Origin of the sequence: Erwinia pyri (assembly GCF_030758455.1) — a bacterium.
Lineage (GTDB): Bacteria > Pseudomonadota > Gammaproteobacteria > Enterobacterales > Enterobacteriaceae > Erwinia > Erwinia pyri.
On the sequence record NZ_CP132353.1, the window covers coordinates 2,555,884 to 2,571,231 of the forward strand.

The 15,348-nt window shown below is 51.3% G+C and carries 16 protein-coding genes; 9 read left to right on the top strand and 7 right to left on the bottom strand.

What is annotated here, in order from left to right:
* Nucleotides 1–17 precede the first annotated feature (17 nt).
* Complete coding sequence (nudB, locus tag Q3V30_RS11850) at nucleotides 18–452, bottom strand: dihydroneopterin triphosphate diphosphatase (protein WP_306205874.1); 435 nt, start codon at nucleotides 450–452, stop codon at nucleotides 18–20.
* Entirely contained in the window at nucleotides 452–2,242 is a 1,791-nt protein-coding gene (aspS, locus tag Q3V30_RS11855) for an aspartate--tRNA ligase (RefSeq protein ID WP_306205875.1), read from the bottom strand. The genes nudB and aspS overlap by 1 nt, the downstream gene beginning before the upstream one ends.
* A 257-nt stretch (nucleotides 2,243–2,499) precedes the next feature.
* On the opposite strand from aspS, the gene Q3V30_RS11860 reads away from it, so the two are divergent.
* From Q3V30_RS11860 to cmoB, 5 genes are all read left to right on the top strand, one after another.
* Nucleotides 2,500–3,063 (top strand): hydrolase, encoded by a 564-nt coding sequence (locus Q3V30_RS11860; protein ID WP_306205877.1) that lies wholly within the window; start codon nucleotides 2,500–2,502, stop codon nucleotides 3,061–3,063.
* Nucleotides 3,064–3,153: 90 nt separating this feature from the next.
* Entirely contained in the window at nucleotides 3,154–3,975 is an 822-nt protein-coding gene (locus Q3V30_RS11865; protein WP_306205879.1) for a DUF72 domain-containing protein, read from the top strand.
* 104 nt (nucleotides 3,976–4,079) lie between these two features.
* Nucleotides 4,080–4,475 carry an MAPEG family protein gene (locus Q3V30_RS11870; RefSeq protein ID WP_306205881.1) on the top strand — a complete coding sequence of 132 codons (396 nt, stop codon included), beginning with the start codon at nucleotides 4,080–4,082 and terminating at the stop codon, nucleotides 4,473–4,475.
* A gap of 114 nt (nucleotides 4,476–4,589) precedes the next feature.
* On the top strand, nucleotides 4,590–5,330 hold the full coding sequence (cmoA, locus tag Q3V30_RS11875) for a carboxy-S-adenosyl-L-methionine synthase CmoA (RefSeq protein WP_306205883.1): 741 nt from the start codon (nucleotides 4,590–4,592) through the stop codon (nucleotides 5,328–5,330).
* Nucleotides 5,330–6,295: a tRNA 5-methoxyuridine(34)/uridine 5-oxyacetic acid(34) synthase CmoB gene (gene cmoB / locus Q3V30_RS11880; RefSeq protein WP_306205885.1), complete on the top strand. Its 966-nt coding sequence runs from the start codon at nucleotides 5,330–5,332 to the stop codon at nucleotides 6,293–6,295. The genes cmoA and cmoB overlap by 1 nt, the downstream gene beginning before the upstream one ends.
* A 640-nt stretch (nucleotides 6,296–6,935) precedes the next feature.
* Here the strand turns inward: cmoB and Q3V30_RS11885 are convergent.
* Nucleotides 6,936–7,559: a LysE family translocator gene (locus tag Q3V30_RS11885; RefSeq protein ID WP_306205887.1), complete on the bottom strand. Its 624-nt coding sequence runs from the start codon at nucleotides 7,557–7,559 to the stop codon at nucleotides 6,936–6,938.
* 189 nt (nucleotides 7,560–7,748) lie between these two features.
* Between Q3V30_RS11885 and Q3V30_RS11890 the strand changes: the two genes are divergently transcribed.
* Complete coding sequence (locus Q3V30_RS11890) at nucleotides 7,749–8,846, top strand: glycerol dehydrogenase (protein WP_306205889.1); 1,098 nt, start codon at nucleotides 7,749–7,751, stop codon at nucleotides 8,844–8,846.
* Nucleotides 8,847–9,008: 162 nt separating this feature from the next.
* On the opposite strand, the gene Q3V30_RS11895 is transcribed toward Q3V30_RS11890, so the two are convergent.
* Nucleotides 9,009–9,842: a hypothetical protein gene (locus Q3V30_RS11895; protein WP_306205890.1), complete on the bottom strand. Its 834-nt coding sequence runs from the start codon at nucleotides 9,840–9,842 to the stop codon at nucleotides 9,009–9,011.
* A gap of 260 nt (nucleotides 9,843–10,102) precedes the next feature.
* On the opposite strand from Q3V30_RS11895, the gene Q3V30_RS11900 reads away from it, so the two are divergent.
* On the top strand, nucleotides 10,103–11,194 hold the full coding sequence (locus Q3V30_RS11900; RefSeq protein WP_306205892.1) for a tyrosine-type recombinase/integrase: 1,092 nt from the start codon (nucleotides 10,103–10,105) through the stop codon (nucleotides 11,192–11,194).
* Nucleotides 11,195–11,360: 166 nt separating this feature from the next.
* Nucleotides 11,361–11,687: a hypothetical protein gene (locus tag Q3V30_RS11905; RefSeq protein WP_306205894.1), complete on the top strand. Its 327-nt coding sequence runs from the start codon at nucleotides 11,361–11,363 to the stop codon at nucleotides 11,685–11,687.
* Between the two features lie 136 nt (nucleotides 11,688–11,823).
* Here the strand turns inward: Q3V30_RS11905 and Q3V30_RS11910 are convergent, their stop codons facing one another.
* The 3 genes from Q3V30_RS11910 to umuD are packed head-to-tail and all read right to left on the bottom strand — an operon-like array spanning nucleotide 11,824 to nucleotide 13,794.
* Entirely contained in the window at nucleotides 11,824–12,183 is a 360-nt protein-coding gene (locus tag Q3V30_RS11910) for a hypothetical protein (RefSeq protein WP_306205896.1), read from the bottom strand.
* Entirely contained in the window at nucleotides 12,111–13,373 is a 1,263-nt protein-coding gene (umuC, locus tag Q3V30_RS11915; protein WP_306205898.1) for a translesion error-prone DNA polymerase V subunit UmuC, read from the bottom strand. Before umuC ends, Q3V30_RS11910 begins: the two co-directional genes overlap by 73 nt.
* 1 nt (nucleotide 13,374) lies before the next feature.
* On the bottom strand, nucleotides 13,375–13,794 hold the full coding sequence (gene umuD, locus Q3V30_RS11920; RefSeq protein ID WP_306205902.1) for a translesion error-prone DNA polymerase V autoproteolytic subunit: 420 nt from the start codon (nucleotides 13,792–13,794) through the stop codon (nucleotides 13,375–13,377).
* A gap of 436 nt (nucleotides 13,795–14,230) precedes the next feature.
* Between umuD and Q3V30_RS11925 the strand changes: the two genes are divergently transcribed.
* Complete coding sequence (locus Q3V30_RS11925) at nucleotides 14,231–15,322, top strand: acyltransferase family protein (RefSeq protein ID WP_306205904.1); 1,092 nt, start codon at nucleotides 14,231–14,233, stop codon at nucleotides 15,320–15,322.
* Nucleotides 15,323–15,348: the final 26 nt, after the last annotated feature.

Sequence of the window (15,348 nt, forward strand, 5' to 3'; positions counted from 1 at the left end):
CAATTCTCCAGAAAAGACTAAATAACAAATTCTTCAATTGCCTGGCGATTACTCCAGGACTTGGTGAGCCTGGCCGCGTCAACCGGCGGCAGCCACTGCAGAGCAAGATGCTCGCTCAGCGTCATCTCCCACTCCGAAGGGAGCGCCAGGCTGAACCAGTGCTCGCTGTTGTGCGTCACCTCTGGCGCATAACGATGGCGGAAGTGGGCAAAGATTTCGAATTGTATCTGACGCTGGCAGTCCACTACTGTGAGCTGCCTGGCGTTGACGTCAATTCCCAGCTCTTCGCGCACTTCCCGCGCCGCGGTCTCCGCCAGCGTTTCGCCTGGCTCCTGGCTGCCGGTTACCGACTGCCAGAAGCTGGGATCGTCGCGACGCTGGAGCATCAGCACCCGCCCGGTATCGCGGGCGAAAATCACCACCAGCACCGAAACGGGATGCTTGAAAGCCATTACTCGCTCTCAGACTGCGCGTCGGCCCGGTACTTCTGCATAACTTCAATGCCCAACTCGCTCAGTGAAGCGGGGTTAGCAAAGTTCGGCGCTTCGGTCATCAGGCAGGCAGCCGCGGTGGTTTTCGGGAACGCGATAACATCACGGATGTTATCGGTGCCGGTCAGCAGCATCACCAGACGATCCAGGCCGAAGGCCAGGCCCGCGTGCGGAGGCGTGCCAAACTTCAGCGCGTCCAGCAGGAAGCCAAACTTCTCGCGCTGCTCCTGTTCGGTGATGCCCAGAATGCCAAACACGGTCTGCTGCATCTGGCCATTGTGAATACGCACGGAACCGCCGCCCACTTCGTAACCGTTGATCACCATATCGTAAGCGTTGGCAATCGCCGTTTCCGGCGCTGATTTCAGCTCGTCCGGCGTCATATCTTTTGGTGCGGTGAACGGGTGGTGCATAGCGGTCAGGCCGCCTTCGCCATCCTCCTCAAACATCGGGAAGTCCACCACCCACAGCGGCGCCCAGGCGTTGCCGTTAGTGATCTCCAGATCCCGGCCCAGCTTCAGGCGCAGCGCACCCAGCGCATCAGCTACCACTTTGGCACTGTCCGCGCCGAAGAAGATGCTGTCGCCATCGGCGGCATTGGTGCGGGTCAGGATCGCTTCCACAATCTCTGCCGTCAGGAACTTGGCAACCGGGCTGGTCACGCCTTCCAGACCTTTTGCACGCTCGTTGACCTTCATCCACGCCAGCCCTTTGGCGCCGTAAATCTCAACGAATTTGCCGTACTCATCAATCTGTTTACGGCTGAGCTGAGCGCCGCCCGGCACGCGCAATGCGGCAACACGGCCCTTGGCGTCGTTAGCCGGGCCAGAGAAGACCTTGAACTCAACGTCCTTCAGCAGGTCCGCAACGTCCACCAGCTCCATCGGGTTACGCAGGTCTGGTTTGTCAGAGCCGTAACGGCGCATCGCTTCGGCAAAAGTCATGGTCGGGAAGTCGCCGAGATCGACGCCCTTCACCGCCTGCCACAGCTCACGCGCCAGCTTCTCCATGATTTCACGCACCTGAGGCGCGGTCATGAAGGAGGTCTCCACGTCGATCTGGGTAAATTCAGGCTGACGATCTGCACGCAGATCTTCGTCACGGAAGCACTTCACGATCTGGTAGTAGCGATCGAAGCCAGACATCATCAGCAGCTGTTTAAACAGCTGTGGAGACTGCGGCAGCGCATAGAATTTGCCTTTGTGCACGCGGCTTGGCACCAGGTAGTCACGCGCCCCTTCCGGCGTGGCTTTGGTCAGCATCGGCGTTTCGATGTCCAGGAAGCCATTATCATCCATAAAGCGGCGAACCAGGCTGGTGATCTTAGCGCGCGTTTTCAGGCGCTGCGCCATATCGGGACGACGCAGGTCAAGATAGCGGTATTTCAGACGCGCTTCTTCGCTGTTGACCTGGTTGGAGTCCAGCGGCAGCGGCTCAGAGCGGTTGATGATGGTCAGATCGGTGGCGAAAATTTCGACCTCACCGGTGGCCATCTCGCTGTTTTTGTTTTTGTCGTCACGCGCACGCACGGTGCCGGTGAGCTGAATGCAAAATTCGTTACGCAGTTCAGAGGCCAGCTTAAAGGCGTCCTGACGGTCCGGATCGAAAAAGACCTGCACGATGCCTTCACGGTCACGCATATCAATAAAGATCAGGCTGCCCAGGTCGCGGCGGCGGTTGACCCAACCGCACAGTGTTACTTGTTGGCCTACGTGAGACAGGTTGATCTGTCCGCAATACTCAGTACGCATAACGATATCCTTTAAACTTCGCCGTCACGCGCAGCACGATCTCTCTGTATGCTGCCGCGAAAAAAGGCGGTCATTATAATGGAAAAAGCCCGGCGCGATAAGTGTTGTAACCGCATCTGGCGCTTCGTTTAGCGGCAAATTTCCTCACAATTCGCCCACTTCTCACAAAAGCTAACAAATTTCACCCCGATCCTGCATTGTTGTCGCACTTCCTCCTCCGTAATATCACCTTTTTCCCCCTTTTCACCGGAGAGAGTATGTTGGAATTAAATGCTGCCAAAACTGCGTTGGTATTAATTGATCTGCAGGAGGGCATTCTGCCTTTCGCTGGCGGCCCGAATACAGCCTCTGATGTGGTGGAGCGCGCCGCGCTGCTGGCCGAAAAATTTCGCGCCGTAAAGGCACCAGTGGTTCTGGTGCGCGTTGGCTGGGCGAAAGATTTCGGCGATGCGCCTAAGCAGGAAGTGGATGCCAGCCACAGCGGCCCGTTACCAGAAAACTGGTGGGTCTACCCGCAAGCGCTGGGCAAGCAAGAGAGCGATATCGAAGTGACCAAACACCAGTGGGGCGCTTTCTATGGCACAGACCTGGAGTTACAGCTGCGTCGTCGCGGCATCGATACCATCGTTCTGGGCGGCATCTCCACCAATATTGGCGTGGAATCTACCGCGCGCAACGCCTGGGAATTAGGCTTTAACCTGGTGGTCGTTGAAGATATCTGCAGCGCAGGTAGCACTGAAGAGCACAACGGCAGCTTTAAAAATATTTTCCCGCGCCTGGGCCGTGTTCGCCAGTCGGCTGACGTTATCTCCGCCCTGTAATTTTTTTCAGCCCGGCGGATCCTCTGCCGGGTTGCACTCCCCCCGCAATTTGCTACCTTTCAGGCCAGTGAACTGAACAGGAAACGCTGGATGCCTTTTTATCTTGGCTTACCGCAGTGGCAACATCCTCAGTGGAAAAAGCTGGGCATGACCACGCTCGCTGACTATGCGCAGCACTTCAACTGCGTTGAAGGCAACACCACGCTTTATGCGCTTCCACGCCCGGAAATTGTGCAACGCTGGCGGGATATGACGCATGACGATTTTCGTTTCTGCTTCAAATTTCCCGCCACCATCAGCCATCACTCCGCGCTGCGCAACTGCGGCGATCTGACTGCTGAATTTTTTACTCTGCTGGCCCCGCTGGCAGACCGTCTGGGGCAGTACTGGCTTCAGCTTCCGCATACTTTCGGCCCGGCGGATTTACCTGCGCTGTGGGCGTTTCTGGATGGTTTACCCCGCGAGTTCAGCTATGGGGTGGAGGTTCGTCACCCCGCTTTCTTTAACAAAGGGGAAGCGGAGCAGGCGCTGAATCGTGGCCTGCATCAGCGCGGCGTTAATCGGGTGATCCTGGATGTCCGTGGCGTCCACTCTGCCACGCCCAGTAATGAAGCCATTATTGAAGCGCAGCGAAAAAAACCGCATCTGCCCGTGCATGCCGTGATGACGGCGGACCAGCCCATGATCCGGTTTATCGGCGGCGACGATCCCGATGCCAATCTGAAATGGTTTCAGGCCTGGCTGACTAAGCTGCCGCAGTGGTGTCAACAGGGCCAGCCCTGGCTGTTTATTCACACGCCGGATATCGCCTTTGCCCCTAATCTGGTACAGCATCTGTGGAGCCATCTGCAACAGGCCGTGCCGCAGGTGGGTGAAGCGCCAGACTGGCCGCAGCAGGAGACCCTTTTTTAAGGGTGGACCTGAGAATATTCTTTATCTGTGGGCCGAACGCGCTGACAGTCAGCAGTTTGCTCGTTATGATGGCGCCCTGGAATTACTGTGCTAATGGAGTTGGGATGGTCAGCGCCCTTTATGTTGTGCTTGGAGCCCTGTTTATCATCAAGTTTTCTCTCGATGTTGTTCGCCTGCGTCGCCTCTATCGCGTTTCTCACGGGGATGGCGGATTTTATGAGCTGCAAACGGCCATCCGCATTCACGGCAATGCGGTAGAATATATTCCGCTGGCAGCACTGCTGCTGGTGATGATGGAGATGAACGGTGCGGATATCTGGATGCTGCACCTGGTCGGGCTCTTTTTCTTCCTGGGGCGTGCCCTGCACTTCTACGGTATGCGAACCAGCACGCTGTTATGGCGTAAAAACGGCATGCTCATCACCCTGCTGTCGCTGTTGGGAATGATTATCTTTAATCTGATCTATCTGCCGTGGGATCTGGTTCTGACTCTGCACTGATTGCTGGTCGCGAAGCTTTTTCGCTCGCCGGACAGCATCTCTGGCAGAAAGGGTGCAGCCTGCGCTGCTTTCTGCCAAAATAGCGCCTTTCCGTTTTCTTCCGGACTTACCACTATGTCTAACCGCGATACGTTGTTCTCCGCGCCAATTGCCAAACTGGGTGACTGGACGTTTGACGAGCGCGTTGCTGAAGTTTTTCCCGATATGATCCAGCGCTCCGTGCCGGGTTATTCCAATATCATTTCGATGATTGGCATGCTGGCCGAGCGTTTTGTGCAGCCCAACACCCAGGTTTATGACCTCGGCTGTTCATTAGGCGCTGCCACGCTTTCCGTTCGTCGCAATATCAAAGCTGGCGGCTGTAAGATCATCTCCGTGGATAACTCCCCGGCAATGGTTGAGCGTTGCCGTCGCCACATTGATGCCTTCCGTGCTGATACGCCGGTTGAGGTTATTGAGGCTGATATTCGCAATATTACTATTGAGAATGCCTCAATGGTGGTGCTGAACTTTACGCTGCAGTTTCTCGCACCTGAAGAGCGTCAGCAGTTGCTGAATACGATCTGGCAGGGATTGTTGCCGGGCGGCGCGCTGGTGCTCTCCGAGAAGTTCAGTTTCGCCGATGCGGACGTGGGAGAGTTGCTGTTTAACATGCATCACGACTTCAAACGGGCAAACGGCTACAGCGAGTTAGAGATCAGCCAGAAGCGCAGCATGCTGGAGAATGTGATGTTGACTGACAGCGTGGAGACGCACAAGGCGCGTCTGCGCACGGCGGGTTTTGAGCACGCTGAGCTCTGGTTCCAGTGTTTTAATTTTGGGTCACTGATAGCCCTGAAAGCAGGTTCGGTCTGATGGATTTCGGTAATTTTTACCAGCTTATTGCAAAAAGCCCCCTCTCCCACTGGCTGGAGACGCTGCCCGCGCAGATAGCGACCTGGCAGCGCGAGCAGCTGCATGGTCACTTTAAAAACTGGGACCGGGCGGTTGAGTATCTTCCCGCATTAACCCCTGAATCGCTGGATTTATTGCACAGCGTTACCGCTGATGCCACTAATCTGACCGATCGTCAGCGTGGCGGCATTGAAAAGCTGCTGCGCAATCTGATGCCGTGGCGCAAAGGCCCCTATTCGCTTTATGGCGTTCACATCAATACCGAATGGCGTTCAGACTGGAAGTGGGAGCGGGTTTTGCCGCACATTTCTCCGCTGGCTGGCAGGACGGTGCTGGATGTCGGCTGCGGCAGCGGTTATCACATGTGGCGGATGATTGGCGCCGGAGCAAATCTGGTGGTCGGTATCGATCCGATGCAGCTTTTTCTGTGTCAGTTCGAGGCGGTGCGGAAACTGCTGGGTAACGATCAGCGTGCTCACCTCCTGCCTCTCGGAATCGAGCAGCTGCCGGAGCTGAAAGCGTTCGATACCGTTTTCTCGATGGGCGTGCTGTACCATCGTCGCTCCCCGCTCGACCACTTACTGCAGCTGAAAAATCAGCTGGTCAGCGGCGGTGAGCTGGTGCTGGAGACATTGGTGATTGAGGGTGGCGATCGGGAAGTGTTGGTGCCGGGCGAGCGCTATGCGCAGATGCGGAACGTCTACTTTATTCCCTCCACCGGTGCGCTAAAGAGCTGGCTGGAGAAGTGTGGGTTTGAGGATGTTCGCATTGCAGATTACTCCATTACCAGTACGGATGAGCAGCGCCGTACCGACTGGATGACCAGCGAGTCGCTGGCAGAGTTCCTGGATCCCAACGACCCGAGCAAAACCGTTGAAGGCTACCCTGCTCCCCTGCGGGCGGTGCTGGTAGCGCGTAAGCCGTAGTTCAGGGTCAAAACCTGGGCGGGTGGTAAGGCGTCACCACGGAGTACGAAGGTCAAAACCGGGTGCGGTGGCAAGGCGTCACCACAGAGCACGAAGGTCAAAACCCGGTGCGGTGGCAAGGCGTCACCACAGAGCACGAAGGTCAAAACCCGGTGCGGTGGCAAGGCGTCACCACAGAGCACGTTATCCGAGACGCCGTAAATACGTCCATGTAGGCTTGGATGCCGCATCCCTGCGGCATACACTCGGCTAACGTGCTCTGTGGTGCCACCCAAAATATTCGGTGTTGCCGGTGAGTGCAGTGCTCGCACAGGTAAAAATCAAACTCATTACTGGGTTTGGATTTGGGTTTGGGTTTATTACAGACCACACAGAAGCTTGTGGGAAGGGAGAATGGGCCGATAAGCAAAAGCGAAGCGGCATGGACGCCGCTTCGCAGCCATCAGGGATGATTTCACGGCGTTTTTGTGTTCAGCCCATTCTCCCTGACCGGAGTACTGCACTCTCAGGCAACTTGTCCTTTTCTTACATTAAGTACTAAAGCCCGCTCTCCTTGACCCGGCCACCAACTCCGCAGGCGACACACGCTCCCTGGCCAGGCCACGGGATCCCTGTCCCCCTCACGGCCTTTCAACTTATTTTAGCGGCGTGAAAACGCCAGCTTTGCTGCGAAACCGATAAATACGCAACCAGTCAAACGATCCATGACTTTCATCACCGCTGGACGGCGTAGCTGTTCGGCAAAATAGCGGGTGGAGAGGATCAATATGCCGCTCCACAGCGTTCCGACGATGACGTGAATAAGCGCCAGTCCCACGCTCCACAGAGCAACCGAACTGCCCGCGGGAATAAACTGCGGCAGGAAAGAAACGTAAAAGACGCCCACTTTTGGATTCAATAAATTACCCATGAATCCCCGCATAAACATGCTGGCATAGGTAGTTCTCTGCTGAGCGACATTAACTCTATCGTTAAAGTGACGACGAGGTTTAATCAACAGTCCAACACCCAGCCACAGCAGATAGGCTGCCCCTGCAAGTTTGATAATGTTATAGGCCACTTCAGAAGCCAGTAACAGAGCGCCCAAACCCAGCCCTACCGCGGCCCCCCATGCAAGGCAACCCGCATTAATGCCCATTTCAGTCATCAACGCTTTTTTCCACCCATGCGCGGCGGAAGTACGCAGAATTAACGCTGTATCGAATCCCGGAGTGAGCGTTAACACGATGATGGCACAGAGAAAAGCGATCAGTGAAGTGGTCATAGGTGACTCCGTAACATGAAATTAACATTCTAACGGCATTGTTAAGATATTCAATCCGTGCCTCGCTCTGTGAGCTGAATAGTAGATGCTTTTTTTCAAAATCCCGTATTTAAACAAACCTTTTCTGGTTTTAGGGTCCACTCTTAATGGGGTACGACATCTGTTTCATTTAACTGAAAGGAGTCCCATATGAGTAAGTTTGTCTTCTCGTCACCACGTAAATATGTCCAGGGTGCAGGTGTGATGGCACAGTTAGGCGAGTATGTGGCAGAACTGGGTAACAACGCCTTTGTTGTGGCTGATGAAATTGTCTGGGGGTTGATTGGCAAAGAAGTTGAAGCCTCGCTGAAGCAGAAAAATATTGAGTTCCATTACCAGCAGTTCAACGGCGAAGCTTCCAGCAACGAAATCACCCGCCTCGCAGGCTTAGCCAGGGAGGGCGGCGCCAGCCTGGTGATTGGCCTTGGCGGCGGTAAAACGCTTGATACCGTTAAAGCGGTCGCTGACGAGCTGAAACAACCGGTAGTGATTGTGCCTACCATCGCCTCAACCGATGCGCCTTGCAGCGCCCTTTCGGTGATCTATTCCGACACCGGCGTATTTGAAAGCTATCGTTTCTACAGCAAAAACCCCGATCTGGTACTGGTAGATACGCAGGTTTGCGCCCGTGCCCCGGTACGTCTGTTCGCTTCCGGCATTGCCGATGGCCTGGCGACCTTTGTGGAAGCGCAGGCGGTAAAACGCTCACACAGCAAATCAATGGTCAATGGCGATCCGACCATCGCCGGAATGGCCATTGCGGAAGCGTGCGAAAAAACGCTGCTTACTTACGGCTTCAGCGCCTATCAGGCCGTTGAGAAAAAATTGGTCACGCCAGCCGTTGAAGCGGTGGTGGAAGCGAATACGCTGTTATCCGGGCTGGGATTTGAAAATGCCGGGCTGGCCGGTGCGCACGCCATTCATAACGGCTTCACGGCGATTGATGGCGATATCCACCATCTGACGCACGGCGAGAAAGTCGCCTACGGCACGCTGACTCAGATGGTGCTGGAGCAGCGCCCGGATGAGGAGATCGCCCGCTATATTCGTTTCTACCGTTCCATCAACATGCCGACCACGTTGCAGGAGATGCATCTGGAGCATGAAAGCTGGGAAAACCTGGTCAAAGTGGGCGCGCTGGCGAACAGCGAAGGAGACACGCTGAAAAACCTGAACCCTAACCTAAGCGGGGAAGATATCGCCAGCGCCATTCTGGCGGTGGATGCCTTCAGTCAGACAGTGAAATGATTGAGCTGATGCTATAAAACAGGGGGCGGCCGGAAGTACAGGCTGCCCCTTTCGCTGTCACAGCGTCAGACCGGATCACCTTCGTGCTCAGTCCCTGCTGAAGCGTTCACTGACAATCTCCGGTGACCCACTTTCACTCTTGCAGAAAACGGTTAGCGTTTACTAACGCTCCCAGTACTCAAACTTGTAGGCAGCGCTGATATGGCGATTGATTTCACCTTTGGGGAAAACCTCTGTCTCCTTTGAGTAGCTTAGCGTGCAGTTTCCCTGCTCATCCCACAGCTGGCATTCATCAACCGAGGTTAAATCACTGTTGTCGGTATGGGTGATGGTCAGTAAGCGTTGCTCGCGATTTTGCTTATCGTATGTCCAGCTCATTTTGCTGTTAGCAGAGCTGGAGGTCACCAGCTGATCCTTGCTGTTCCACTGGTAGCGATATTCGCCGTTCGCCTGGACATCCGATCCGCGCGCCACGCTTTTCACCAGCCGCAGGCGGGAGTCAAAACTGTTGGTGGTTTCGGTAAAGCCTTTTTCGCCCTTCAGTAAAAAAGCGTCGGTTGAACTGGTGATGACGCCCTTTTTGCTGACGAGATAATCAATCGTTCCCTGCTTGCGGTTCACTTCAACAGGCTGCCCCTCTTTAATCACAAACACCGACATGTCATAGAGTGCCTGCCAGCCGGTGGTGACCCGGACAACGCTCTGCGCCATCCGCAGCATCATATTGCCTTCGTTTTTGTCATAGCTGATGTCTGCTCTGAGCAGCGCACCACAACGATCGAACTGCCCAAGAATACGCTTCTGCTGGTTCACATCCTTGCCAAACTCCCCCACTACCACCTGTTTGATTTTTCCCTTTGCTGTCCCGCCCAGCAGCACCAGGCTGTTGCTGTCATTAATCTGCTGCGCCTGTGCCGGGCATTCCGCCGCGCTGGCATCGCCCGTCTGGAGCGCCCAAAATGCAAAACTCCCTGCAGCCAGCATGATGATTTTCATGAACTATCTCGTCAAAGAGAAAAGGAATTAAGGTAAGTGTACGAGGAATTACTGCCTTGCGGCAGAATAAGACGAAAAAAAGCCCCACCAAAATGATGGTACCCCGACTAGGTACGCATTTTTATTTTACATATAGATCAATCATATACCTAAAACTACTGTTTATTTTTACAGGTCATTATTGTTATTTGTCGGGCATTCTTTTATATTTTTTCTTCACCAGCACCCCTCACAGCCCCCCTTGGAAGGAACCTCTATAAATGGCTTTTTACACCATAGAAAAAAGAACAACCTCCACGGGTGAGCAGCGGTACCGCTGTACGGTAGCAGTCAGAATGAATGGTACTTATGCCTATCGCCAGAATAAAACATTTAAAAAAATGGGACTCGCTAAAGCATGGGGGGTGCAACGCGTTGCCGATATTGACAGTAACGGGATACCATTACCACCTACCTCAGATAAAGTCGTTACCTTTGGCGCTCTCATCGACAAGTATGTTGAGCATCCTCACATTAAATTCGGGCGTTCAAAAAGAGATTCCCTGCGTTTGATTCGTCGGTGTGAAATTAGTGACCTGACTATCTCTCAGCTCACTCAAAAGTCGTTCATAGACCACTGCGAATATCGTGCGGCTTGCGGTGCTGGCCCTTCTACCCGCTGGCAGGACATCTCATTTATCGGGGCCGTTCTGAAGGCGGCAAAGCCTTTGTTCGATATAGACGTTGATATACAGGATTTCATGAATGCAAGATACATTATGGTTAAGTCAGGGATGATATCACCAGGAGGGATCAGAAGCCGGAGGCCAACCAGGGATGAATGTGCTCTTTTGATTGAAGCGCTGAAACAAAAGCAGGAAACATCATATCTGTCCATCCCTTACTCAGAAATTTTCATGTTTTCGATTCTCACTTGTATGCGCGTTGGAGAGGTGACGCGACTAAGATGGGAGGATTTGGATGAAAAGCAAAGGGCCATAATGGTTCGGGACAGAAAAGACCCTCGTAAAAAAATTGGCAACCACATGACTGTTGCTCTGCTTGGGGAGGCTTGGCATATTGTGCAGCGACAACCCCGACAGGGAGATCTAATTTTCCCTTATAAGAGCAAAACGATTTCACAGGCATATCGCCAGGAGCGTGACAGGCTGAATATTGTTGATCTCCGTTATCATGACTTACGCAGAGAGGGAGTTAGCAGGCTTTTTGAGGCGGGATTTTCAATAGAGGAGGTTGCCCAAGTGAGCGGACATAGGTCGCTAAAGTTATTGTGGAAAGTTTATACGGAGCTATTCCCTAGCTCACTTCACGACAAATTTGATTCTTTCAAAGTTAAAAATATTGAGCCATAGCGAGTATAAACTTTAACTACTTATATAACTAATTGAAAGAATCGTTATTTCTTTACATACCTTTCTACTGGTATAAAATTTTCATACCTTCCATAATTTATATGATTATAGTTTTAGAAGAAAAGCTCGAAAAAAATTTCACTCTAAAAAAATCAAGGAGAATTAAATGTCACTTTCATATGGTTGGGAAAAATTTCATAGCGCAGTTTTAACTTTGACTGGTGAAGGAACAGTCAAAGAACGCCTGGCCAATGCGTATATTTTTAGCCTACTGCACATTACACCCAACGAGGATTTACCTAATGTTCTTCAAGCTGATTTTGAAAAGTTAGTTCAGCAGGTTACTCATGTTGCGCCGGCGGCGCAAGAGGGCGCAGTTGAAGCAACCGTAAATCAACTCGGAGAAGTAGAGCTCTTACTAATTACCGAAAAAATCGTAGGTATGTATGACGACCTCTGTAGGCATTTAGCATTTGAGAACGGAGCCCCTTGACATGGGGTGTCAGGGGTCGGAGGTTCAAATCCTCTCGTGCCGACCAAAATCCTCAATAAAAGCAGCCTCTTACGGCTGCTTTTTGCTTTCTGAAAATCGCAGGGGGAATTACGGGGGAATCAGAGTGGAAAAACCCTCAGATTATGGGCCTGCTCTCGTCATGAACACAGGCGATCACAAACGTAACTTTCCCTAGATAAATCACATCATCCAGACTACTTCCTTCTATTGCTTCGCCATCTGGGGTAATGAGCGAACCACCCATGAGTTTGCCTAACCCTGTTTCACCGAATATCTCGTAACAGAGAATGTCTCCGCTTCTTGGAAAATTGTGTTCATCAAGCAGGCACAGCTCTCCATTCACATTTACCAGGCGACACTCTGAATTCCCAAAAATATCTTTCAGTCCACCAGTGATGAACGCTACTTCGCCACCGGTAGATCCGATATTCTGGTTGTGTATGCCGGAGACAGCATCTCCCGCTTCATGGCCCATGCCTTGTTTGTACCCTGACCCGCGAACCATAGTTTCCCCTTTCCACTCTGATTGATGCCGTCTACGACGCCCATCAGGGCTTCGCTGTTAGCGCTGGGGCTGTGCTCGTCGAAAAGGTTGAGCTGTGCCACCCCTTTACTGAAGAAATCCCCCAGCATCACGCCAGCTTTCATATACCGGTGACCGTCTATCCATATCGCATCCAGGCATTTCATCGCCACGCGGATAATGTCCCGTGTATCATTCGAGGGAACCTGAAGCTTTCCGGTTGCCTGATTGCCGTAGTAAACCTCACCCACAGTGTGGGGACTGGTTTTCAGGAATACGGATATCTGTTTGCAGAACTGTTTCTCGCCGCGCAGCTTTTCGGATGCACGTTCAGCATAAGCGCAGATTGCCTGGCGCATTTCTTCGTAGTCAGTGACACGGGTACCGAATGAGCGCGAACAGACGATCTGCTGTTTGGTGGGCGCGAACTCTTCAAGCTCCAGGCACTGCTCTCCCCGTAACTCTCTGACCGTACGCTCAAGCACCACGTTAAAGTGCTTGCGGATTAAATAGGTTGAGCACTCAGACAATTGCAGCGCAGTTTCAATACCCATCATGTTCAGCTTCTCACTGATACGCCGCCCTACTCCCCAGACGTCTTCCACGGCAATCAGGTTCATCAGCTTCCGCTGTCGGTCGATATTGGAAAGGTCGAGCACGCCCCCCGTTTTGCTCCACTTTTTCGCCGCGTGGTTGGCAAGTTTGGCGAGTGTTTTCGTCTGCGCAATGCCGACACCCACCGTAAGATGGGTTTCTCTGAGCACCCGTTCCCGCACATCCCGGCCAAACTGGTCCAGCGACATGCAGTTACTGACGCCGCTGATATTCATGAATGATTCGTCAATGGAATAAACCTCCACGGATGGCGCCATCTCTTCAAGCGTGGTCATCACCCTGAGGCTCATATCGGCATAGAGGGCATAGTTTGAGCTGAACACTTTTACGTTGTGCTGTCTGATGATGTCCCTGAGCTGAAAAAACGGCGCCCCCATTGGAACGCCGATTTTCTTTGCTTCAGCTGAACGGGCTATCACACATCCATCGTTATTGGACAGGACAACAACCGGCAGGCCACGCAGATCAGGCCTGAACACAGTTTCGCAGGAGGCGTAGAAACTGTTGACGTCGACCAGGGCGAACATCTCACCGGCACGCTTTGATGGTAAACGTCACAACGCCAAATATCTCCAGATCTTCTTCAGATTTGAAGGTGATTGGGGAATACCGGTTGTTGTGCGGCAGGAGGTGCAGGAAGGGATGCGTGCGTAATTCTTTGATGGTGAACTCGCCACAGACCGAAGCAACTACGAAATCTCCGTGGGTGGCGGTGAGTGAGCTGTCCACTACCAGCATGTCACCATCGGTTATCCCCGCGTCAATCATTGAATCCCCACTCACACGAACGAAGTACGTCGCGCTGGCTTTCTGTATCATCAAATTATTCAGATCGATACGCTGCTCAACGTAATCTTGAGCGGGGCTTGGAAAGCCGCATGGCACTCGGTCTATGTACAGTGGGAGGGGCACTACAGCCCTGATTTCTGCGGGTCTTAAGAATTCCATTATTGGTTACTCGGTGAATTACTGTATGTATAGACAGTAATTTGATCATTAACGATGATCAAGCGAGGCGTCGGAAATATTTTGTAAAGGTGCTGACAGGAAAGGGATTTTAGTTTGCGAGGGTCGCTGGCGGGATACTAAACTCAAATCTTACACAAGTACCTGAAGAGATGCAGTGGCCGAAGCTTGCCCCGTCGCCGGGGCTTTTTGTGTGGTGCTGTTGTCGACCAATTAGCATTGCTTTGATAACAATATTGTGTTTTTAGGCAATGGTGCTGATCGGTAGGGCTGGCAAGGGGAGTTAGAGAAGAGTGTGTTTTGCTGTTTATTGGTGAGTGTTTTAAGCACTAGCTGTACTGACAAAACGCTTACACCATCTTGCTATTTGCTTACACAGATGAGAATATAAATTAAACAGTTATATTAATGAGTTGAGATGAAATCTGATAACCATAGCTATCTTTCAAGGCTAGATCACCTGCGTTTCGTTGCTGCCATAATCGTTATTCTTCATCATTGCAAAGGGAAGCTCCCATATCCGCAGGAATTAAACGGAGTGGTTGATTTCATAAAAGTATGGCTGATAGGTGGTTCTACTGGAGTTTCACTTTTTCTTGTTCTCTCAGGATTCATTTTCTGCGTAATCAGTAATGGCGGAGAGAAAAAAATTGACTACAAAAAATTCATCAAGAACAGGCTTCTTAGAATAGCACCGCTTGTTATATTTTTATTTTTCATTTTAATAACAGTTGGTCGACAGAAATTCTCTCCAATTGATATCCTAAGAATTCTGACTCTGCAAATGAACACAGGAAATACTTATACCGGCTGGGGTGACAACATTTATCCAATTGGTGGAATGTGGACCATTGCGGTAGAATTTCAGTTTTACTTAATATTCCCTTTCTTAATTTCATTCTTCCATAAAAAGGGATGGGCATATTTTTCTAAGCTAGTTTTACTTATGATATTCATTAAGTTTACATTATTAGAATCATATGGGATCAGAACAATAAATGACATATATCATACAATTATCGGGCGGCTTGATCAGTTCTTAATAGGGATAATTGCTGGTTGGCTTTACCTCAAAAACAAACACAAAAAAAATAAACCAGCTGTGGGAATTGCATTTATTTTAATTTCTTTTTCCCTCTTAACCGCCCTTCTGTTCTATAGCCTCAAAGCCAATATCTATTTACTAAGTTTGAAATTTACTCTTGAGGCTATCTTTTGGTCATTTATTACTTATTGCTATGTTACTCTTAACCTGAGCATAAATAAGAGCATTGACAGCACTCTTTCCTATCTAGGAGGACTTAGCTTCTCAATGTATCTTTTGCACATCCCACTAAGCAAGTTTATATATAGTACCTTTATGACATACCCTACAAATAGCTTTACAACGCTAGTAAATGGTGTCATTTATTTAATACCATTAACTATATTAGTTTCAATTGCAACATATTCTTTAATTGAAAAACCTTTTCTAGAAATGAGAGTTAAATATATTGAAGGCCCAAACTGAGGTTAACAGCCCGCGTATGCGGGCTG